Consider the following 21,225-nt stretch of genomic DNA (forward strand, 5'->3'; position numbering starts at 1 on the left):
CTCCGGGAAGAGGGCGACAACCCACCGCGATGCGTTGTAACGCACGGACGCAGCCCATTTTGACAAGCCGGCGGTTGGCCTCAGATGCACAGAGATCCGGAACGGAAGCGGGGTGGATCACCATCGGCGATCCACCCCGTTTTTGTCTACATCATCGTGCAGCGCTGCTCCAGTGGCGCCGGACCCACTCGGCCACATCACCTTCGCTCATCCGATCCTCGACCGTTGCGACGACCATCGCGAAAGCGTCATCGGGGTGGGCCGTGAGCCAGCGTCGATTCAGATCGAGGAACGTTACGAGGGCGGCAAACGCAATTCTCTTGTTGCCGTCGATGAACCCGTGATTCTTCACGAGTCCGAACAGGTACGCGGCCGCAATATCCGCCAGGTCCACACCAGGGGTGTAGGCGAACCGGTTCATCGGCCGGCTCAGGGCGGAGACGATCAGGTCATTCCCGCCCGCCCGGATACCGTGAGAGCCACCGTAGTCGTCGATGAGATCGGAATGCATGGCATCGATCATCTGGCGCGACAACCAGATCGGCTCGTCCACCCGTCACTCGGCAAGCCGGCGGAATGTCTCCGAATACTGCTTCCGAGCCCGATCGAACGCCTGCATGGCGGCGCCGAAATTCGGGTCCGGTGTAAGCAGCACACCGCCCGGACGATCTACCGCATAGGCCGACTCACCGGGCGCGATCCCGATCCGCTCCAGAACCTCGGATGGGAGTGCGCCAGCGCCGACGTCCTGGGCTGGATGTAGCGTGATCTTGGTCATCATCCCTCCTGTCTGATTCCCAACCATTCCTCGCAATCAACCGGCCACTCACTCGCCGTAGGGCACCCAGACGTTTTTGACGTGGGTGGCCTGGCGCAGGAACTCGCGCCCTTCGCCCTGCTCGGCGTCGAACCAGTCGCGCTCGCGGCCGTAGCTCACCCACGTGCGCTTCATGTTGCCGGCCGACAGGCGCTCCACCGTCGCGCTCCCCTCGGCCCCGCCGAAGTACCACATGGCCTCGACGTCGTCGTGCGCCGCCAGCGTCTCCGCCAGCTCGTCGCGCTTGCCCGTAACGATGTTGACGACGCCGCCCGGGACGTCGGAGGTGTCGAGCACCTGGTAGAAGTCCGTCGCGGCCAGCGGCCACCGCTCCGACGGAATCACCACCACCGCGTTCCCCGTAGCCACCGCGGGCATGACGGTGGAGATGAAGCCCAGCAGCGGCGCCGTGTCGGGGCACGCCACGCCGACCACGCCGATGGGCTCGTTCATCGCCAGCGTCACGTTGCGCATGGGCGTGGCGTGCACCAGGCCGTCGTACTTGTCGGCCCAAGCGGCGTATGTGTACAGGCGGCGGATGGACGCCTCGACCTCGCGGTCCGCCCCGGCTTCGTCGCCCGTCATGGCGGCGATGCGGCGGCTGAACTCGTCGAAGCGGGCCGCCAGGTTCTCGGCCAGGTAGAACAGCACCTGCGCGCGGTTGTGCGCGGTGCCCTTGCTCCACCCCTTGGCCTTGTGCGCCGCCTCCACCGCGTTCCGCACGTCCTTGCGGTTGCCCAGCCCCACGTCGCCGATCAGCCGGTCGCCCGGGCCGTAGACGGAGAGGGCGTAGCCGCTGTCGGGCCGCGCCTGCTTGCCGCCGATGTACAGCTTGGCCGTGCGGTCGATGGGCGGCAGCACCGGTCCGGCGCCGTTGCCGCGCTGCTTCTCCGCGCGCGCGGGCCTGGCCTTGCGGTCGTCGCGGCGGGCGGGGGCGCCGCCGTTCTTGCTCGCCACCTCCCAACGCGGCTTCACGTATTCGTACAGCCCCTCCTTGCCCCCCTCGCGCCCAAAGCCGCTCTCGCGGTACCCGCCAAAGCCCGACGCGGCGTCGAACAGGTTGGTGCTGTTGATCCACACGGTGCCGGCCTTGATCTTGGGCGCGACGTCCAGGGCCAGGTTGATGTTCTCGGTCCACACGCTGGACGCCAGGCCGTACACGGTGTTGTTGGCCAGCTCCACGGCTTCGGCGGGCGTGCGGAAGGTCATCAGCACCACGACGGGGCCAAAGATCTCCACCTGCGCCACGCTGGACGACGGCGACACGTTGGTGAACAGCGTCGGCGGATAGAAGCATCCCTCGGTGGGGCAGCTCCACGACGGCTGCCACATCTGCGCGCCCTCGTCGGCGCCGGCCTGCACGAGCTTGCGGATCTGCTCCAGCTGCACGGGGGCCACGATGGCGCCGATGTCCACCGCCTTGTCCAGCGGGTTGCCCACCCGCAGCGTCTCCATCCGCTCGCGCAGCCGCTGCGTCAGCTTTTCGGCGATGCCCTCCTGCGCCAGGATGCGCGAGCCGGCGCAGCACACCTGCCCCTGGTTGAACCAGATGGCGTCGACCACGCCCTCGACCACGCTTTCCAGGTCGGCGTCGTCGAAGACGATGAAGGGCGACTTGCCGCCCAGCTCCAGCGACAGCTTCTTCCCCGTTCCCGCCGTCGCCACGCGGATGATGCGGCCGACCTCCGTAGACCCGGTGAACGCGATCTTGTCCACGTCCGGATGCCCGACGATGGCCGCGCCCGTGCGCCCGTCGCCGGTGACCACGTTCACCACGCCCGGGGGCAGCCCCGCGTCGCGGCACACCTCGGCGAAGAGCAGCGCGGTCAGCGAGGTGAACTCGGCCGGCTTCAGGACCACCGTGTTCCCCATCGCCAGCGCCGGCGCGATCTTCCACGCCATCATCAGCAGCGGAAAGTTCCACGGGATGATCTGGCCCACTACGCCCACGGGCACCTGGTCCGCCATCTCCGTGTCCATCAGCTGGGCCCACCCGGCGTGGTGGTAGAAGTGCCGGGCCACCAGCGGGATGTCGATGTCGCGCGACTCGCGGATGGGCTTGCCGTTGTCCATCGTTTCCAGCACGGAAAAGAGCCGGCTGTGGCGCTGGATGTGTCGGGCGATGGCGTACAGGAACCGGGCGCGCGCATGGCCGTCGAGCGCCTGCCAGGCGGGAAGCGCCTCGCGGGCCGCGCGCACCGCCGCGTCCACGTCGGCCTCGCTGCCCTGGGCGATGCGTGCCAGGGGCTGGTTGGTGGCGGGATTGGTGGTGTCGAAGAACTCGCCGCCCTCCGGCTCACGCCACTCGCCGCCGACGAAGTGCCGGAAGGTGCGGCCCCGTTCCTCAAGCCACTCCACCGCGGGCGAGGCGCTCTCGGGGGCGGGGCCGTATTCCATGGTCTCGAAGATTTCGGCGATGCTCATCGGTTACTGCGGGACTCGGGGTGACCGCGGGCCGCGTTCCCGGACGCGCGGCGATGGCATGCAATCTAGCGCGCGGGCGTGGATTGCGCATCGTGCACCCGCGCACGCGGGCGATGACGGCGGCGATGGCTCCACGGGTCCCGCCGCCGCCCCAAGCGAGGCGGCCGTGCCCCAGGATCGCGCCTGCGGGCCGTGCGGAAACTAGCGAAAAGCGGCTGAACGTCTAGAGATTTTCGACCGGTCCGGAGTTCGCGAAACACGCGGCGTCGCCCCGCCGTACCATGCGCGGCCCGAACGACGCCCGCATTCCGCCACTCGACCGGCGGGAGCGAGTTCACCTGAGCACACGATGCCGTGAGCACGATCGAGCAGGAGATCCCTGGGAGCCCCAAGGCGCGCATTTTAGGGAAAATCATCCGCTCGCCCGCGCAGCCGCGCGTTCCGGACGAGGCACTCGCAACCGGGCCCAAGCCTGCGTCATCAGAATATGGATTCGTCAGCCTCCGTGGTGACGAGGTGGCCAGCTCACGGGAGCGAATGGTCTACATGACGCGGACCAGCCCCGCCCCCAGCCTGGTCTGGGCGCCGGAAACGGAGGCGATGGTGCCCCCGTGGCAGGTGCCCTGGATGCTCGATGCCATGCGGGTGTACAAGCAGGAGGAACTGCGCGGGGAGATGCGCACCGCGCTGCTGTGGTCGGGGGGCATCCTCGTCTTCTGCACGTTCCTTCACTGGGGCATGGCCATCCTCGCCTTGCCGGTCCTTGCGGTGGCGCTGTCGAACGTCCAGATCCGGGTTTCGACGGCGCTGTCGTGGACGGCGGAACAGTTTCGCGCGGAGGCGGAGGCGCATCGCAAGGCCGTCGCGCGGCTGGTGGAATACCAGCAGTTTGCCGTCGTCGATACGCGATTCACCATGGCCGTGGCGTATCCCATCTTGGCCACCTGCGCCCTCCAGCTGCTCACGCTGAACATGGCGGGACGTGAAGCGGCGCTGGACCCGCAGGCCGCGCGCTCGGGCGAGTGGTGGCGGCTACTGACGGCCCCGCTGCTGCACGCGCATCCGCTGCACATCTGGATGAACTACTCGGCCCTCCTCGGGCTGGGGCGGCTGATGGAGGGGAGCGCACCGCGCGGGTGGGTGCCGCTGGTATTTGTGCTCACGGCGGTGGCCGGCGGACTCGCGAGCGTGGCGCTTCCGCCCGACGTTCCCTCCGTGGGTGCATCTGGCGGGCTGCTTGGAATGCTGGGCTTTCTCCTGGTGATCGGCTATCGCCGGCGGTCGACGCTGCCGGGAAGTTTTCTGAAAGACCTGCTGAAGGACGTAGGCCTGATCGCCCTGATGGGTCTGTTTGCATTCCAGATGATCGACAATGCGGCGCACGCGGGCGGGCTGGTGACGGGGCTGGCCATCGGCATCGTGGCCGTTCCTTCGACGGAAGCCGCCACCGAGTGGACGGGCGGGCGAGCGGTGGAACTGGCCGGCCACGCAGCCGTCGTCCTGCTGTGGGTTTCGGTTGCGCTCGTCGTGGGTGCGGTCCTGGCCAGCGTCCACACGTAGGGCCAGCTATTCGCCCTCGGGGGGATCGAACAGGCCCAGCTCACCTGGCGCGGCTTTACGCGGCTTGCGCTTGCGGGCCGGCGCGGGGGCGGCGGCCTCCAGCAGGAAGTCGATCTCCGCGTTGGCCGCATCCAGGGAGCGGTAGGCCGCTCGCCCCTCGCGCTTCAGGATCGCGAGCACCTCGCGCACCTGCTCCGGCGTGAGCCCCGAATCGGCCAGGGTCGCGAGCAGGGCGGGATAGGCCACGAGCGATCCGCGATGGCGGGTGTGAAGGTCGTCCGCGACCGCGCGAAGGTCCGGGCCGCGCGGCTTCCGCTCCACCGGCGGCCGCGGGAGCGGAAACAGATCGAGCGCGATGGGCGGCTCGACTACCTCGGGCTCCAGTTCCGGCTCTGGATCCACGGCGGGGATGTCCGGCGGGAGCGGATCCGCGCCGCCGTCCGCGATGGCACCGTTCAGCTCCAGCACGTGTGCGGGGTTGGACGTCGCGAGCAGGAGATGGATGGATTCCGCACCGCTCCCCAGCCGCTGCGCGCGGACGATCCGCCCCTCCCCCGCGCCGACGACCAGCTCGCGGTAGCGGTCCACGATGGCATCCAGCGCCGCGTCCGCGCCGTCTCGCCGTACGGCGTCGCGCCAGGCGGCGAGCCAGCCGTGCCGCCCGTCCCCCAGCAGCGCCGAGCACCCTTCCACCAGGCGGCGGATGTTGGGTGGAAAGTCGGCGATGGGGCCGGTGACGCGGGCCTGCTTGTGGAAGTCCTCCGCCGGAAAGCGCAGGAGCAGCTCGGCTTCCGCCCGCCAGGCGATCGGCTGAAGCGCCGTCCACGGCAGGGCCCTCGCGCTCAATGGCGCCAGGCGCACGAGCACGGCGGAATCGCCGATCGCATCGACCAGGCCCGCCGAGAGCGCAGAGAACGAGGATTCGACGAGACCAATCTCCCCGGGTTGGATCGAAGCGACATCCCGTGTCCGCCGCACCCGACCACCCATGCCCAGCCGCTCCAACTCGTGCTCCAGCCGCACCAGCAGCCCCGGGTCTTCGTCCGCCAGCACGACTTGGATGCGATCCCCCGAATCCGCCATCGCACGGACGGACACCAGGGCACCGGCCTCCACCGCCGCCCCCCGAAGCGCCGCCCGCTGCAGGTCCGCCCCTGCGAACGCATCCACGAACCACGCGGAGAACGGTTCTACCGCTTCGCCCTGGGGCTCCGCCCGCCGCACCTGCGCACGCGCCCAGCGACCGGCATAGCCGCCCGCGATGGCGCACGAGAGCAGTTCAGGATCGGGAGACGCGGAAGCAGTCACGGCGCGCGGTGGGAGGTCGGGGAAAAACGCGCACGTAGGTTACGCCCGCACAAAATCCGAAGCAAGTGAAAGCCGAGGACACCGCCCCCGGTGCGGCACCTCGCATGCCACACGGCAGGTCGCGCTTGCGCCGATATCATCTCGCCCTAGCTTCTGTGCCGCGCGCTCGAAAGTTCCGTCCGCTCCGGGAAGCTCGTGGACCCCCATCCGCCTGCCCGTCCAGTGACCAACCTCACCCCCGCCGTCACCTCCACCGAACGTGCGCACCGCCCCGGCAACGGAATGCGAGCGCTCGTCGCGATCGGTGCGGGCGTGCTCGCGGTGGCGTTGACCATCGCGCTCGCCGCCTTTCTCCCCCGCTCGATGTTCCTGTTCGCGTACGTGGCGGTGATCGTTTCCGCGTGGTACGGCGGCTCGTGGCCGGGGCTGGCCACGGGCGTCATCTGCGTGATGGGATTGAACTACTATCTCATCCCGCCTCTCGGAGGCTTCGTACCGGAAGATCCCAGGGACCTCGTGCCGCTGGCGGCGTTCATCGGCGTGTCGTGGCTGGTGGGCACCACCAGCGAGTCGCTGCAGCGCGCCCGTGACGCGGCGTGGAGGGCCGCCGCCGAGCTGGAACTGGCCAACCAGCAGCTGCAGGAGCAGGCCCTCGAGGTCGAGCTGGCGAACGCGCAGCTGCAGGAGCAGGCGACGGAGATGGAGATGGCGCACGAGGAGCTGCAGGCGACCGCGGAGGAGCTGGAGGAGCGTACCCAAGCCGCGGAGCTCGCCGGGCGCGAGGCGCAGGAGGCGCGGGCGCGCGCCGAGGAAGCGAACCATGCCAAGAGCATGTTCCTGGCGACCATGAGCCACGAGCTGCGCACGCCGCTGAACGCCATCGGCGGATACGTGCAGCTGATGGAGATGGAAATCCGCGGGCCGGTTACGCCGGAGCAGCGCGAAGACCTGGGCCGCATCGACCGCAGCCAGCGCCACCTGCTGGGGCTGATCAACGATGTGCTGGACTTTGCGACGAACGAGGCGGGAACTGCCAGCTACGCGCGGGAGCCGGTGATGCTGGACGCGGTGATGGGCGGGGTGGAGGGGCTGGTACTGCCGCAGATGGCCGAGAAGCAGCTGGCGTACGACGACAGCCGCGCTCGCTGTGGCACGGTGCTGCTGGCCGACCGCTCGCGGGTGGAGCAGGTGCTGCTGAACCTGCTTTCCAACGCCATCAAGTTCACCCCCGCCGGCGGGCGGATCGAGGTGTCGTGCCAGCCGGCGGCGGACACCGTGGCCATCCGCGTGCGCGACACGGGCATCGGCATTCCGGGCGATAAGCTGGAGTTCATCTTCCACCCGTTCGCCCAGGTGTCGGCGGGCTTCACCCGTACGGCCGGTGGAACGGGGCTGGGGCTGGCGATCAGCCGCGACCTGGCGCGCGGCATGGGTGGAGACCTGGTGGCCGAAAGCACGCTGGGCGAGGGATCCACCTTTACCCTCACCCTCCCTGCGGCGTAGCTACCGGTTCGCGCTCGTCGTCAACGGCCCCAGCTCCGCCTCGACGTTCCCCATCGAACTGAAGTAGAAGCGCTTTCCCGTCCCGCCCCAGAGCACGCCGGCCAGGATCGCCTCCCCACCGCGCCAGGCGAACACGGGACCGCCGCTGTCGCCCCCCTCCGCGGGCGCGTCGACCACGTCCTGGCACAGGAGCGTGACGTTGGTGCCGTCGACGTTTACGTGGACGCAGGTGGCGGAGACCGCGCCGAACGTCCACCCGGTTTCCGCGCCTACCTTGTCCAGCATCTCACCCGCCACGGGATAGGGGCTCTCTCCCGCCACTCGCAGCGTCCCGGCGACCTCCCGCAATCCTGGCTCCGCCGTCCGGGCGATAGCGGGCTCGGCCACGCGGCCGGGCGCGAAGCGGAACCGCGCCGCGTCGCTGTAGCGGCAGCGGCGATCGGCGGGGCAGCCGCCGCCCCGGAACATCGGGGGATCGGCGGTCTCCATGCCCAGCAGCTCTGGCTCGCCCGGCTGCTGGTGCACGGTGCCGTCCGCCCGGCCCTGCACCCGCGAGCAATGGGCGGCCGTCACGTACCCGGCATGGTCCAGCGCGAGCACGTTGAACCCCAGGCTGCACTGCACGGCGGTGGACAGGTCGGAAGCGAAGCTCAGCCGATAGCCTCCGGGAACCAGGGGGCCGGCGGCATCCGCCAGGCGAACGAGCGGGCGGAGCGACCGCTCGTCGGAAAGCACCAGCGCCTCCAGGGGAACGCCCAGCCGGACCGCCGCCGCAGGCACCGCCAGCCGCGCCTCGTTCGTCCACACGCCGATCCGCACGCGGTTGAACGCCTCGTCCGCGTCCACGAAGACGACGCCGGGCATGGGCAGCAGCGCCATCAGCCTGTCCCGCCACGCGGCGAGCTGCGAGAACGAGTACCGGCCCTCGAGCACGCGCAGCTCTCCCGTGCGCCGGTCGCGCGCGGACGGGATGCGCTCCGCGAGCACCCGCGCCAGCACGACGCGGGCGGCGGGCGCGCTCCCGGGCTCGGCGACGTACGCGGCCACGGCACCGTCCGCCGCGAAGAAGTAGCCGCCGAAGCTCGGAACCTCGCGCTCGATCTCCACGAAGCGCGCCTCCAGCCCGCGAACGTCTCCCGTTTCCGCCAGCTCAGGCGCTTCCACGGGGGTGATCGTCGGCACGCGTTCGCAAGCGGCGAGGGCGACTGCAGCGAGCGCGCCGAGCAAGGAGGAGCGGAGAAGACGCATCCGGAGAGCCTGTCACCGTGCGGAACGAAAACCGGGAGCCTACCCGCAGGTACGACTCCCGATCCACGATTGTTCCCTCCGTCCCGACACCGCGCGTTACCGCGTCGACATTGCGCCCGCCAGGACGATGGCGCCGGTGGGCTGCGGCTGGCCGCCGGCCGGCTCTTCGGTAACCGCCACGGCCTGCAGCGACTCCGGCGGCAGCTCGTACTCGGCCTGCACGACGGCGCTGCCGCGTGGCCCGGGGCGGAAGGTGCCCGCGCTGATCTTGCGGTCGGCCGTCACCAGCCACAGCTGGTACTCGCGGCCGGGCCGGGTGGCAGGAAGGTTGTGGGCGAAGAAGGTCCAGCGCGCCGTCCTCGTGTCCCAGAACATGCGCCCCGTGGGATCCGCCGGCCGCGCCGCCGCCATGTCGATCACCTTCACCGCCGGCCCGGAAAGCGACGCGACGGTCGCCTCGCCCTGCTGTACGCGCTCCGCCAGGCGCGTGCGCTCCGCCTCCAGCCGGGTCGCCCGCGCCTGCAGCGCATCCACCTGCTGCCGCAGCCCGGACGCGTACACCCCGGCGGCGATCAGCAGCAGCAGCGAGGCGGCGGCTGCCAGCCACCCCGCCATCGGCCCGCGGCCCCGGCGCGCGGAGGTGATGGGAATCACATCGGAACGGGAAGGTGCGGGCCGCGCCGGCTCTGCGTCGACACGCGGGACCGGGAGTGCGGCAGGCACCGGCGCCGCCTCGATGGTCACCTCGTCCTGCGAGGTACGCGAGACGCCATCCGCCGCTGCCCGGGCCAGCAGGCGCGAGCGGAGGTCGGCCGCGCGGGCCGGGGCCAGCGGGCGATGGGGAGCGGCGTGCGCCACCAGCGCCGCCGCTTCGCGCAGCGCACCCAGCTCCGCGCGGCAGGCATCGCACCCGGCCACGTGGGCCAGCACCCGCTCGCGCTCGCCGCCGTCGAGCGCGCCCAGCGCCTCCGCGCCCAGCGCCTCGCGAACTTCGTCGTGCGTCATGTCCGTTGTCATGGCGCCTCCTCCCGAAGGCTCGACAGCGCCGTTCTCAGCTTCTGGAGCGCCAGCCGGGCCCGCGTTTTTACGGTACCCAGCGGCTGGCCCGTGGCCTCCGCGATCTCCGTCTGGCTCAGCCCGCGAAAGTAGGCCATCTCCACCGTCTCGCGCTGGTCCGGGGGCAGCAAAGCCAGCGCCTGCTCCACCCGCGCCCGCAGGTCGGCCGCTTCGGCCGCCTCCGCCGGGCCGCCGCCCGCCAGCACGAACTCCGCCGACGCCGGGGCATCGTCCAGCGACACGTCCTGCCGCGCGGCCCGGCGCACGCGCACCCGGTCCAGCGCCCGGCTGCGGGCGATGGTCGTCAGCCAGGTGCGCACGCTGCCGCGCGACTCGTCGTACGTGCCCGCCTGCCGCCACGCCTGCCACAGTGCGTCTTCCAGCACCTCTTCGGCATCGCCCGCATCGCCGACGACGTGAAAGATCATGGAGTGCAGCAGCGGCTGCCACCGGTCGTACAGCAGCCCCAGGGCGCGCTCGTCGCCCGCCGCCATGGCGCGCACCAGGGCAAGGTCCGGGTCGTCGGCCGATGCGGTGCCGGGCCGCGTGCGCCCGGGTGCGGGATCGCTCACTGATGGGTACGGGAGAAGTTGTCGTTCCGGATGCATGAACGGAAGCTGGATCAGGGCAGAAGCGTGCGCAAGCGTTCGCGGCCCCATGCGAGAACAAGGCCGAACGGGGAAAACGACGGAGCCGCGGGATAGGATCTCCCGCGGCTCCGTGTGGCGCACCGCCCGTTCAGTCAGGGCCGGTGCTTCAGGGGTAGCGCTCCTGCAGCTCCCGAAGCACGCGCTCGGCATCCGCCCGGGGGAGCCCGGCGCCGGCGAACTCCTCGACGCTGGCGTGGCGGGCGCTGTACAGCGTGTGGAACCGGTTCACCAGCGCGTCCACCCGCTTGGGCCCGATTCCCTGGATGCCGCTCAGCACCACGCCCAGCCGCTCGCGCTCCAGCCGCGAGCCGATCTCCTCGGGGGCCGAAAGGTCGTGCCCCTTCTGGCGGAGCGAGTCCAGAAAGCCCAGCCAGTCCTCGTGGTTCCACCCGCTGGGCCGGGCGATGGCAAAGGCGCGGAGGTCGGCCTGCAGCTGGTCGATCTCCTTCTGCTGCTTCCGTCGCGCCGCCGTCTCATCGAACGTTTCGCGCTTCTTGCCGGACTTTGAAGCAGGCTTGCTGGCCGGCTTCGCGGCGGTCTTCGCCGCCGCCTTCGTCTCGGTCCCGGAAACTGGCTTCGCGGGCGAAGCGCCTGCCTTGGGCGCTCGGGTGCGGGGGACCGACGCCGGCTGGTCGCCTACGGCCACGCCGGTGCCGGGCGCCTTGCCGCCGCGTGCCGGCTTGGCGCCGCCGGGGGCCATCGCCTCGGCGGCTGCATCGGCTGCCCGGCTGCGGCCGCGCTTGGTGCCCGGCCCGTCGCCGACGTCGTCCTGGGGAATGGAGCTGGTCCCGCTCTTCTTGGCCATGATCGTCCAAATGGGTTCAGGCGGGCGGAAAGGAATCCGCCCGCATCAGTCTTCGCGTTGCAAAATGAGAATGCCCAGAGGCGGCAGCGTCAATGGCAGCGACTGCCCGCGGCCGTGCACCGCCAGCGGAACCGTCTCTACCCAGCCGCTGTTCCCCACGTTGCTCCCGCCGTACGCCGCCGCGTCGCTGTTCAGCACCTCGCGGTAGCGCCCGGCGCGCGGCACGCCCACGTGGTACTGGTGCCGGATCACCGGGGTGAAGTTGCAGACGAACACCAGCTCCTGCCCCGACGTGGTCGCGCGGCGGATGAACGACAGCACGGTCTGCTCCACGTCGCGGAAGTCGATCCACTCGAATCCCTCGTGGCTGAAGTCCGTTTCCCAGAACGCGGGCTCGCGCTGGTAGGCGGCGTTCAGGTCCGCCATCCACCGCTGAATCCCGGCGTGCAGCGGATCGCCCAGCAGGTGCCAGTCCAGCGAGCGGTTCTCGTTCCACTCGCCCACCTGGCCGATCTCGCCGCCCATGAACAGCAGCTTCTTGCCGGGATGGCCCCACATCATCCCCAGCATCAGCCGCAGGTTGGCGGCCTTCTGCCACGCGTCGCCCGGCATCTTGCCGAGCAGCGAGCCCTTCAGGTGCACCACCTCGTCGTGGCTCAGCGGCAGCACGTACTTTTCGCTGAACGCGTACATCAGCGAAAAGGTCAGCAGGTTGAAGTGGTACTTCCGGTGGATGGACTGCTCGCTCATGAAGCGAAGGTTGTCGTGCATCCACCCCATGTTCCACTTCAGGTGAAAGCCCAGCCCACCCAGGTGCGCCGGCTGCGTGACGCCGGGCCAGGCCGTGCTTTCTTCGGCGATCATCAGCGTGCCGGGATAGCGGTCGCGCACGGTGGTGTTCAGCTGCTGAAGGAACTCCACCGCCTCGATGTTCTCGCGGCCGCCGTATTTGTTGGGCACCCACTGCCCCGCCCCGCGCGAGTAGTCCAGGTACAGCATCGACGCCACGGCATCCACCCGCAGGCCGTCGGCGTGGTACTCGTCCAGCCAGAAGAGCGCGTTGCTCACCAGGAAGGTGCGCACCTCGTTGCGGCCGAAGTTGAACACCTGTGTGCCCCACTCCGGGTGCTCGCCCTGGCGCGGGTCCGCGTGCTCGTACAGCGCCGTGCCGTCGAAGCGGCGCAGCGCGTGGGCGTCCTTCGGAAAATGCGCGGGCACCCAGTCCAGGATCACCCCGATGCCCCGCTGGTGAAGCGTGTCGACCAGGAACCGGAAGTCGTCGGGCCCGCCGAAGCGGCTGGTGGGGGCGAAGTAGCCAGTCACCTGGTATCCCCACGACGGATCGTAGGGATGCTCCATCACGGGGAGGAACTCCACGTGGGTGAAGCCCATCTCGCACAGGTAGTCCGGCAGCTCGGCCGCCATCTCACGCCACGTCAGCGGCCGGTCGTCCTCTTCCGGCCTGCGCCGCCACGAGCCGGGGTGCAGCTCGTACACGGACATGGGCGCCGCGCACCAATCCCACTCGCGCCGCTTCTGCATCCACTCGGCGTCGCCCCACTCGTACTTCGTCAGGTCGGCGACAACGGACGAGGTCTCCGGGCGCAGCTCGGCGCTGAACGCCAAGGGGTCGGCCTTCAGGAACGCGGGGCCCTGGTGGGGAAGGATCTCGTACTTGTAGGCCGTACCCTCCGCCACGCCGGGGATGAAGATCTCCCACACGCCCTGCGCGGGATGCCGGCGCATGGGGTGGCGGCGGCCGTCCCACAGGTTGAACTCGCCCACCACGCTGACGCGCTTGGCGGCCGGCGCCCACACGCTGAAGCGCACGCCGGGCACCCCGTCTGCCTCCATGGTGCGCGCGCCCAGCACCTCCCACAGGCGCAGGTGGGTGCCTTCGCTGATCAGGTACAGGTCGAAGTCGCTGACCAGCGCCGGGTACGAAAAGGGGTCCGCCAGCAGCACGGGCTCGTCCAGCCCCGGCCAGACGACGCGCAGGCGGTAGCGGAAGCTGGAGGTGCCGCGCGGCAGCAGGGCCTCGAAGAAGCCGTCGGGGTGCCCGCACTCCATCGCCGCCACGTCCTTGCCGTCCTCGTCGGCCAGGAAGGCGGAGGTGGCGCCGGGAAGGAACGCGCGCACCACCAGGCGCAGCTCGCCACCGATGGACACGGTGTGCATGCCCAGCACGCGGAACGGGTCCGGGTGCTCGGCCCTCAGGATCAGGTTTACGTCGTGTAGCAGGGTCGCAGAAGCCATCGCCGTCCTGTGATTCGTTCGCGGAGAGTTCGGGCGCGCCCGCAGGAAGTATCGTGCCGGGGCGTACTCACGCGTGGCTGGCGGATTGGTGCAAACTCTGGGCGAATCGGGCATGGGATCGGGATGGCCCACGCCCCGCGGGCCCCACCCCCGGCCCATTCGGACGCGTCACCGACTCGGGAGGGTTGGAGAACGGCTGTGCATGCCTCGGCCGCCCCCCATCCCCAGCCCTTCCCCCGCGGGGTTTGCGGGGGAAGGGAGCCAGTGTGATGCGCTTCGGACGGCCCCGCGCAAGGCTGTCATCCTGAGGCCCAGGCGCGCCGAACCGGCCCGCACACCACTCGTCGCGGGCCGAAGGTCTAGCCTGCGCTACTTCTCAGTCTGGGCGCGGCAGCGGGATGGATGCGTGGGCCTCGGCGTTGTCGCGCGGGATGTGTGGAGCGTTTCGATAGGCACCGGCGCATGCCTCTGGTGGCCCCTCCCCCGGGCCCTCCCCGCATGCTGCGCATGCGGAGAGGGGAGAATTCGATTGCGCTTCGGCCGGGCCTGGCGCACTCGGCCACGCGTGCAGTCCGCGAAGGCGGACTTTGGGCCGTCGTTGCCGCGACTTCAGTCGCCCCAGCAGGGCCGGGGCCTCGGCGTCCGTCGATCGCCCAAGCAAGCGCCCACTACCCCATTGCCCGCCGCGCGTCTACCTTTCAGGCTTCACATCCCGAGCAGGAGCGCCTGGATGCACGAAACCTTCGAGCAGTTGCGGCAGCGCGAGTTCAGCCGGCTGGACCGGCTGGGGCACGTGTACCTGGACTACACCGGCGCCGGCCTGTACGCCGAGTCGCAGGTGCACGCCAGCGCCGACCTGCTGTGCAACAGCGTCTTCGGCAACCCGCACTCGCGCAATCCCACCTCGCTGGCCGCCACGCAGCTGTGCGAAGACGCGCGCCGCCGCGTCCTGGAGTACTTCAACGCCGATCCCGAGCTGTACGAGGTGGTGTTCACCCTGAACGCCAGCGGCGCGCTGAAGCTGGTGGGCGAGGCGTACCCCTGGGAGCCGGGCGGCCGCTTCCTGCTGACGGCCGACAACCACAACTCCGTCAACGGCCTGCGCGAGTTCGCCACCGCACACGGCGCCGACGTAGGCTACGTGCCGCTGGGTCCGGAGCTTCGCCTTCACGACGCGGAAGAGCACCTGGCCGGCGCCGAGCGCGGCAAGCACAACCTGTTCGCGTTTCCCGCACAGTCCAACTTCTCCGGCGTAAAGCATCCGCTGGAGCTGGTGCGTGTGGCCCACGACCAGGGCTACCACGTGGTGCTGGACGCGGCGGCCTTCGTGCCCACCCACCCGCTGGACCTGTCGCGGGTGGCGCCCGACTTCGTGTGCGTGTCGTTCTACAAGATGTTCGGCTTTCCCACCGGCGTGGGCGTGCTGCTGGCGCGCCGCAACGCGCTGGGCGAGTTGCACCGGCCCTGGTTCGCCGGCGGCACCGTGCGCTTCGTTTCCGCGCAGAACCGCGTGCACCTGCAGCACGTCACCGGGCGGGCCTTCGAGGACGGCACCCTCAACTACCTGGGCATCGCCGCGGTGTCGACGGGGCTGGAGTTCCTGGAACGGATCGGCATCGGGCGCATCAACGCGCACGTGATGGAGCTCACGCGCGACCTGCTGGGTCGCCTGGCGGGCCTCACCCACGGGAACGGCGCGCCCATGGTGCGCTTCTACGGCCCGTCTGACATGACGGACCGCGGGGGCACCATCGCCTTCAACCTGCTGGACCCCGCGGGCGAGCCGATCGACTTCCGCGCGGTCGAGCAGCGGGCCAACGAGGCGACCCTCTCGCTGCGCACGGGGTTCTTCTGCAATCCGGGCGCGGCGGAGTGCGCGTTCGAGTATGCCGACGAAGACGCCTTCCGCTGCATCAAGACGCTCACCGCCGAAACGTTCAACATCCAGCTGTTCTCCGACTGCATGAGCGACCACCCGGTGGGGGCCGTGCGGGTATCCGTGGGCATCGCCTCCAACGTGGCCGACCTGGACCGGCTGATGGAGGTGCTGGGCAGCTTCCGGGACCAGGGCGCGGAACCCGGCCTCGGCGCGGCCCTGCCGGCGCTTGCCACGGTGGACTGAGGCGGACCGTGCGAAACGCGGCGCGTCCGGAATCCGGGCGCGTCCTGATCCCGGACGACGAAAGCGCAGGGGAGCAGCGAGATCCATCTCTGCTCCCCTGCTCTTTTCTGCTGCGATTCTCTCCACCTCTTCAGCGTGTCCCCACGCGTGGACAGCGAACAGGAAAGGTCCACTCAGCACCGCAATCGAAAGCAATTCTCGCGGTTGTCAGGAAACGCATGTCTCGCGCGTTGTACGATCAGATGGCGAGCAGGAACGCAGGATTCTCGCTGCGAGTGCACCCGTTTACGTGTCTGATGCGTAACGAACGCTCGTTCGGCATGGAAACTGCCAGTCCGGCTGCAGGACGCACCGGACGGCGCGCCACGAAACCCCCGCTTGGAGGCGCTTATTCGCACCTTGGGAGTCGGATTGATTGCCATCGCGGCTATCGTGGCAAGCCTTACGGTCGTCAAGCAGCGCCAGGAAGAGGCGCGCGATGCCGAAGGAGAGAAGCGGCCGCAGCTTACCCCGGCCCAGCCTCGCCTGGATCTGGACCAGCTTCGCGCGGCGGGAATGTAAATTTCCGCCCACGGCGAGAACCACCAGAACCGAGACGCGGATGTCCCTTTCGGGGCATCCGCGTCTCTGCGTTCAGGTCCTCGATAGCAAGCCGTGGCGCGGCGCATGCACAGAGGCTCTCCCCCGCACCCAACGCCGCCCGTCGGGAAGCACCGTTCGATCGAGGGCGACAGGTGAGCAACAACAGGTTGCGTCCGGGTAGATTGAAGCCGTTGAATGAATGCAGCGTGGACCGACGCGGGGCAGATTCCCGGCCCGCGATTTCACGTGACAGACAGGAGACACCGCTTGAGCGAGTACGAGAGCCGCCCCGTGCCGCGGATGAAGGAGCGCGAGCCCCGGGGCAACGACTTTCGGTCGCTGATCCGCTCACGCGCCGTTCAGGCGATGCTGCTGGCCACCGCCGCCGTGCAGGTGGGTGTGGTGGCTACGGGCGGCCTTGACACGAAGGATGGCAGGGAGCGCCGCAGCCTGGTTCGTACCGCCATCAAGGAGGGAGTGGCCCTGAAGCTGCCCGCCGTGGTGGTCAAGACCCCGACTCCGCCCCTGCTCGCTGACAACGACGGGCCCGTTACCGCCCAGTCCCTGGCCGCGGTGTACCGCCGCAAGGGCTTCACCATCTCCGACAAGCTGGCCCAAGAGATCTACGCGGCCGCGGTGAAGAACGACATCGACCCGCGCATCGCGTTCGGGCTGGTGAGGACGGAGAGCGAGTTCAAGGACTACGCGACCAGCCACGTCGGCGCCATCGGCCTCACGCAGCTGATGATTCCCACGGCGCGGTGGTTCAAGAAGGGCGTCACCGAAGACCAGCTGCGCGACTCGGCTACCAACCTGGAGATCGGCTTCCGCTACCTGAAGGAGCTGATCGACCGCTACCACGGCGACGTGGAACTGGCGCTGACGGCCTACAACCGCGGCACGGGCACGGTAGACCGGGTGCTCAAGCGCGGCGGCGACCCCGACAACGGCTACGCCGGCAAGGTGCTGAACCGCTGATCTCGGTGGGTGGCGGATGAGGAGAGGGGCCGCGTCCGTGTGGACGCGGCCCCTCTTTCGTACGTTCCGCGGAACCCTCCGGAGGTCAGCCCTCGGAAAGTACCCGGTTCCGTTCGATGTAGTCCGACCACTCGGGCGGCACGTCCGTGTCGGGAAAGATGGCCTGCACGGGGCACTCGGGCTCGCAGGCGCCGCAGTCGATGCACTCGTCGGGATTGATGTAGTACTGGTCGTTCGCCTCGTAGATGCAATCCACCGGACAGACCTCGACGCAGCTGGCGTCCTTGGTGCCGATGCAGGGTTCCGCGATCACGTAGGGCATATCGTTCTCCAGCGAGGGGTCAGGGATTTTCGTCTGGCCGGCGGCCCGCCCAAGGGCCGGAAGGCGGTATCATAACCAGCGCCCGCCCGGTTGTCCACGCCTGTCGAGCGAACGTTCGAACGACCCACTATGCGAGGTGTGTGCCGAACCAGTCCAGCGTGGCGTCGGCGGCGGTTCGCAGCTCGGGGGTGGCGCCCGGGTACGGGTGGCTGCTGCCGAAGGTGTGGTCGCCGCCCTCGATTACCAGCAGCTCGGCGGCCTCGCCCGCCGCGTCGAAGAGGGCCTGCCCCTCGTCAACCGGCACCGTCGCGTCGGCGTCGCCGTGCACGATCATCCAGGGCGCGGACACGCGGGCCGCCGCGGCCCCGATGTCCAGCCGCTCGCGGTTGTCCTCGTAGTCGCGCCAGTACTCGGGGCCGACCGGCATCATCTGCTTCGTCCGCGTGTTCTCGACGTGCACGGTGCCCCCCGAGCGCCACGTGGCGAGGTGCTCGTCGCTCCAGCGCGAGGCCACGTCGGCGATGGCGGCCCAGGTGACCAGGGCGTCCACGCGGGAGTTTTCCGCAGCGGCCAGGATGGCCTCGCCCCCGCCGCGCGAGTGGCCGAACAGCCCGATCCTGCGCGGCTTGCGCGGAACGAGGACGCCGCTGCACACGGCGTCCAGCACCTGGCGGATTTCGTTGACGTTGCGCGAGTGCGTCTGCTCGGCGAACAGGTGCAGCGCGGAGAAGTCGACGCCGTCCGGCCCCACACCGTTCCGCGTGAAGTCGAACGTCACCGCCGCAAAGCCGTGGGCCGCCACGGCGCGGGCCAGGTTGGGAAAGAAGTTCGCCGCGCGGAAGCCCTTGAAGCCATGGCAGATGACGACCGCGGCGGTGGGCCGGTGCCCCGCCCGCACGCGCACGTCGCCGCGGATGGGCGGCCCGCCGTCGGACGAGCGGATTTCGAATCGGGTGAGCGTCAGTGCGTTGGGCATGGATGCGTACGTTGAAGTCGTGGCGGTGCGGCGAGGGGTGGCGCGTGCCCCGGGCGCCCCCCATCCCCAGCCCTTCCCCCGCAAACTGCGCGGGGGAAGGGAGCCAGCCCGGTGCGCTTCGAATGGCCCGGCGCAATCTGTCATCCTGAGGCCCAGGCGCACCGCACTTGCCCGCACATCACTCGCCGCGGGCCGAAGGATCTTGCCTGCGCCACCTCTAAGCTTGGGCGCGGCAGCGTCACGGATGCGTGGGCCTCGGCCGTTTCGCGGCTGGCGGATCGATGGGGCGTTTCGACGGGCTGCGGCGCATGCCCCGGCAGGCCCCTCCCCCGGCCCCTCCCCGCATGCTGCGCATGCGGAGAGGGGAGAATTCGATTGCGCTTCGGCCGGCCCCACGCACTCGACTGCGCATGCAGTCCGCGAAGGCGGACTTTGGGCCGCCGTTGCCGCGACTTCAGTCGCCCCAGCAGGGCCGAGGCCTCGGCTGTCGTGCCCGCTGCCGCGCCAATGGTTGTTTCGTGTCCGCAGCTAGATCCTTCGGCGCGCGCGGTCCGACGAACGGGCAGGCACGGTGCGCCTGTGCCTTCAGGATGACAGCCCGCGCTTCGGTCGGCCGCGTGCACTCGACTACGCATGCAGTCCGCGAAGGCGGACTTTGTGCCGTTGTAGCCGCGACTTCAGTCGCCCCAGCAGGGCCAGGGCCTCTCTGCGTCTTTCGGCGATGCGGGGCCCCTCACACCATCGGGCAGCCCTTGCACGGCACCGCCTTCGGGCACCCCTCGCACGGAAGCTCGGCGGCGGGCAGCTCGCCGACGCGCTCCTTTTCCTCCGCAAGCCGCAGCGCCAGGTACCGCATCCGCCGCACGTTCGTGGGGTCGCCGAACTCGCCCTCGCGCGCCAGGTGGCTCTGCCCCGTCGCCGCCGCGGCCACCACCGACCTCACCTGCTCGATCTCTTCCGCTGCCAGCCGCCCCAGCCCGGGCAGCTCCAGCCGCGGCGCGCGCTCCTGCACCAGCACCTGCCGGGCAAAGGAGATGAACATTGAGCACGCCTCGGGACACGGCACCCGCTCACCCTCGGCCTCCCCTTCCGGCGGCAGCGCGAGCGGCGTCTCCTCGTCCACGTCCCACGCCACGCGCCGCAGGCACACCTCGTCGCCGCAGCAGGCGCGCACCGTGTTCCGCACCACCGCGGGAGGAAGCAGCTTCACCGCGCCGTACATGCCGGTCTGCCGCGCCGCCACCTCGCTCCAGTGCGTCACCCGCAGCGTGGATTGGCGCCCCGCGTGCCAGTGCAGCGCGCACGCCGGGTACAGGTAGTCCAGCGCCGTCCACAGCGCCCGCGCATCCAGATCCACCAGCACCCAGCCCTGCCGCAGGTTGGGCGACGTCTTCAGCGGGCGGTGGTCGCCGGAGTTGGTCGTCTGGCCGAGCTCGATGGCGGCGTACGGGTCGTCCGTCACCGTTTCCAGCGACTCCAGCGAGCGCCGCACATCGCGGACGTGGCGGATCTCGTATCGTCCCTCGCCCATGTGAAGGAGGCGCACCTGCAGGAACACGCGCCCCGCCGGCTCCTCGTTCACCCACGCCACCAGCGCCTCGCGCGCGGCGGCCATCCCGCCCGGCGCGTGCGACCCGCGCACCTCCGGCGCGTCAGACACCCGCGGCCTCGCTTACGCGAACGCCGTCCGGCACCTGCGCCCCCGCCTCGCGTGCACGCTGCAGCACGATCTCGGCGATCTCCGGGAAGGTGCCGACCGGCGCGGCGTAGAAGATCACCTTGCCGTCCTTTTCCGTCACCGTGGTCACCGCCGGGCGGTTGATCCCCAGGTCGTCGGGAATCGTTTCCTGAGTGTGCCAGCCCTCGGCGACGAAGAAGGGCACGAGCACCACCGTGTCTTCCTCCATCCCGTCCAGCACGTCACCCACTTCGGGCTCCTGGTCCAGGAAGCCCGTCTTCACATGGCCGAACACCCCCGCCTCGCCGGCCTGGCGGCTGACGCGGTAGATGACCTCCGACGAGTTGCTGTTCCGCTCCGTGCCGTGGCCGATGATGATCAGCCCCGCCCGGCGCGCCCGCTCCGCATCGAGCCCCGCGGTTTCCTCCGCGCGGCGCAGGATCATTTCCGCCATGGACGGGTGGGTTCCCACCGGGCCGGTGTAGTGGATGGTCTTCCCCAGCTTGCGGGTGACGGACGGGGCCGGGCCGGAAAGCCCCAACTCGCGGGGAATCACCTCTTCGGTGAAGTAGCCCTCGGAGATGAAGAGGGGAACCACGTACACCTCGTCGGCCTCCACAAGGTCGAACACCTCGCGCATGGAGGGCTCTTCCTTCCAGAAGCACTCGCGCACCTCGTCGAACACGCCCGTGCGGCGGATGGCCGCGGCGTGGGCGTAGACGGGCGCGCTGCTCTCGGCGTTCAGGTGCGAGCCGTGGCCGATGATGATCAAAGCCTGCAACGTGTTGCTCCTTCGACAGTCGTTGTGCAACGGGCGAAGATGCAGGCCCGGCGGGGCGCGGGCAAGGGAGTGGGAGGATCGGTACCGCGCCCGCGCCGGAATCATCGATACCAGACCCGGTACAAGGATGAGACATTACTCAGAGATAGCCGACGGGAG

The 21,225-nt window shown here is 69.9% G+C and carries 18 protein-coding genes; 5 read left to right on the forward strand and 13 right to left on the reverse strand.

What is annotated here, in order from left to right:
- Nucleotides 1-151 precede the first annotated feature (151 nt).
- The 3 genes from VF632_RS27690 to VF632_RS27700 are packed head-to-tail and all read right to left on the reverse strand — an operon-like array spanning nucleotide 152 to nucleotide 3,241.
- The gene (locus tag VF632_RS27690; protein ID WP_331026206.1) at nucleotides 152-553 is read right to left on the reverse strand and encodes a type II toxin-antitoxin system death-on-curing family toxin; all 402 of its coding nucleotides are present in this window, start codon (nucleotides 551-553) and stop codon (nucleotides 152-154) included.
- 3 nt (nucleotides 554-556) lie between these two features.
- Complete coding sequence (locus VF632_RS27695) at nucleotides 557-781, reverse strand: hypothetical protein (protein WP_331026207.1); 225 nt, start codon at nucleotides 779-781, stop codon at nucleotides 557-559.
- Nucleotides 782-826: 45 nt separating this feature from the next.
- Nucleotides 827-3,241, reverse strand: a complete 2,415-nt coding sequence (locus VF632_RS27700) for an aldehyde dehydrogenase family protein (protein ID WP_331026208.1) — start codon at nucleotides 3,239-3,241, stop codon at nucleotides 827-829.
- A 354-nt stretch (nucleotides 3,242-3,595) separates the two neighbouring features.
- Here VF632_RS27700 and VF632_RS27705 point away from each other — a divergent pair, with 354 nt between their 5' ends.
- Nucleotides 3,596-4,801: a rhomboid family intramembrane serine protease gene (locus VF632_RS27705; RefSeq protein ID WP_331026209.1), complete on the forward strand. Its 1,206-nt coding sequence runs from the start codon at nucleotides 3,596-3,598 to the stop codon at nucleotides 4,799-4,801.
- A gap of 6 nt (nucleotides 4,802-4,807) precedes the next feature.
- Here VF632_RS27705 and VF632_RS27710 read toward each other — a convergent pair whose 3' ends face one another.
- Complete coding sequence (locus VF632_RS27710) at nucleotides 4,808-6,109, reverse strand: hypothetical protein (protein WP_331026210.1); 1,302 nt, start codon at nucleotides 6,107-6,109, stop codon at nucleotides 4,808-4,810.
- A 222-nt stretch (nucleotides 6,110-6,331) separates the two neighbouring features.
- Between VF632_RS27710 and VF632_RS27715 the strand changes: the two genes are divergently transcribed.
- Nucleotides 6,332-7,612: an ATP-binding protein gene (locus tag VF632_RS27715; protein ID WP_331026211.1), complete on the forward strand. Its 1,281-nt coding sequence runs from the start codon at nucleotides 6,332-6,334 to the stop codon at nucleotides 7,610-7,612.
- Here the strand turns inward: VF632_RS27715 and VF632_RS27720 are convergent, their stop codons facing one another.
- The 5 genes from VF632_RS27720 to glgB all read right to left on the reverse strand — a co-directional run bounded on the left by VF632_RS27720 (nucleotide 7,613) and on the right by glgB (nucleotide 13,627).
- Nucleotides 7,613-8,794 carry a hypothetical protein gene (locus VF632_RS27720; RefSeq protein WP_331026212.1) on the reverse strand — a complete coding sequence of 394 codons (1,182 nt, stop codon included), beginning with the start codon at nucleotides 8,792-8,794 and terminating at the stop codon, nucleotides 7,613-7,615.
- Between the two features lie 162 nt (nucleotides 8,795-8,956).
- Nucleotides 8,957-9,877 carry an anti-sigma factor gene (locus VF632_RS27725; protein WP_331026213.1) on the reverse strand — a complete coding sequence of 307 codons (921 nt, stop codon included), beginning with the start codon at nucleotides 9,875-9,877 and terminating at the stop codon, nucleotides 8,957-8,959.
- Nucleotides 9,874-10,488: a sigma-70 family RNA polymerase sigma factor gene (locus VF632_RS27730; protein WP_331026214.1), complete on the reverse strand. Its 615-nt coding sequence runs from the start codon at nucleotides 10,486-10,488 to the stop codon at nucleotides 9,874-9,876. Before VF632_RS27730 ends, VF632_RS27725 begins: the two co-directional genes overlap by 4 nt.
- A gap of 184 nt (nucleotides 10,489-10,672) precedes the next feature.
- Nucleotides 10,673-11,371 carry a hypothetical protein gene (locus tag VF632_RS27735; protein ID WP_331026215.1) on the reverse strand — a complete coding sequence of 233 codons (699 nt, stop codon included), beginning with the start codon at nucleotides 11,369-11,371 and terminating at the stop codon, nucleotides 10,673-10,675.
- A 45-nt stretch (nucleotides 11,372-11,416) separates the two neighbouring features.
- Nucleotides 11,417-13,627: a 1,4-alpha-glucan branching protein GlgB gene (gene glgB, locus VF632_RS27740; protein WP_331026216.1), complete on the reverse strand. Its 2,211-nt coding sequence runs from the start codon at nucleotides 13,625-13,627 to the stop codon at nucleotides 11,417-11,419.
- 730 nt (nucleotides 13,628-14,357) lie between these two features.
- On the opposite strand from glgB, the gene VF632_RS27745 reads away from it, so the two are divergent.
- The 3 genes from VF632_RS27745 to VF632_RS27755 all read left to right on the forward strand — a co-directional run bounded on the left by VF632_RS27745 (nucleotide 14,358) and on the right by VF632_RS27755 (nucleotide 17,309).
- A complete protein-coding gene (locus tag VF632_RS27745; protein WP_331026217.1) occupies nucleotides 14,358-15,749 on the forward strand; it encodes an aminotransferase class V-fold PLP-dependent enzyme in 1,392 nt (463 codons plus the stop codon).
- 432 nt (nucleotides 15,750-16,181) lie between these two features.
- Nucleotides 16,182-16,310: a hypothetical protein gene (locus VF632_RS27750; protein WP_331026218.1), complete on the forward strand. Its 129-nt coding sequence runs from the start codon at nucleotides 16,182-16,184 to the stop codon at nucleotides 16,308-16,310.
- A 288-nt stretch (nucleotides 16,311-16,598) separates the two neighbouring features.
- Nucleotides 16,599-17,309, forward strand: coding sequence for a lytic transglycosylase domain-containing protein (locus VF632_RS27755; protein WP_331026219.1), 711 nt, complete (start codon nucleotides 16,599-16,601; stop codon nucleotides 17,307-17,309).
- Between the two features lie 85 nt (nucleotides 17,310-17,394).
- On the opposite strand, the gene VF632_RS27760 is transcribed toward VF632_RS27755, so the two are convergent.
- From VF632_RS27760 to VF632_RS27775, 4 genes are all read right to left on the reverse strand, one after another.
- On the reverse strand, nucleotides 17,395-17,631 hold the full coding sequence (locus tag VF632_RS27760; RefSeq protein WP_331026220.1) for a ferredoxin family protein: 237 nt from the start codon (nucleotides 17,629-17,631) through the stop codon (nucleotides 17,395-17,397).
- Nucleotides 17,632-17,758: 127 nt separating this feature from the next.
- The gene (locus tag VF632_RS27765; RefSeq protein ID WP_331026221.1) at nucleotides 17,759-18,607 is read right to left on the reverse strand and encodes an alpha/beta hydrolase; all 849 of its coding nucleotides are present in this window, start codon (nucleotides 18,605-18,607) and stop codon (nucleotides 17,759-17,761) included.
- A gap of 733 nt (nucleotides 18,608-19,340) precedes the next feature.
- Nucleotides 19,341-20,267 carry a DR2241 family protein gene (locus VF632_RS27770; protein WP_331026222.1) on the reverse strand — a complete coding sequence of 309 codons (927 nt, stop codon included), beginning with the start codon at nucleotides 20,265-20,267 and terminating at the stop codon, nucleotides 19,341-19,343.
- Nucleotides 20,260-21,066 (reverse strand): CbiX/SirB N-terminal domain-containing protein, encoded by an 807-nt coding sequence (locus tag VF632_RS27775; protein ID WP_331026223.1) that lies wholly within the window; start codon nucleotides 21,064-21,066, stop codon nucleotides 20,260-20,262. The genes VF632_RS27770 and VF632_RS27775 overlap by 8 nt, the downstream gene beginning before the upstream one ends.
- Between the last annotated feature and the right edge of the window lie 159 nt (nucleotides 21,067-21,225).

Origin of the sequence: Longimicrobium sp. (genome assembly GCF_036388275.1) — a bacterium.
Lineage (GTDB): Bacteria > Gemmatimonadota > Gemmatimonadetes > Longimicrobiales > Longimicrobiaceae > Longimicrobium.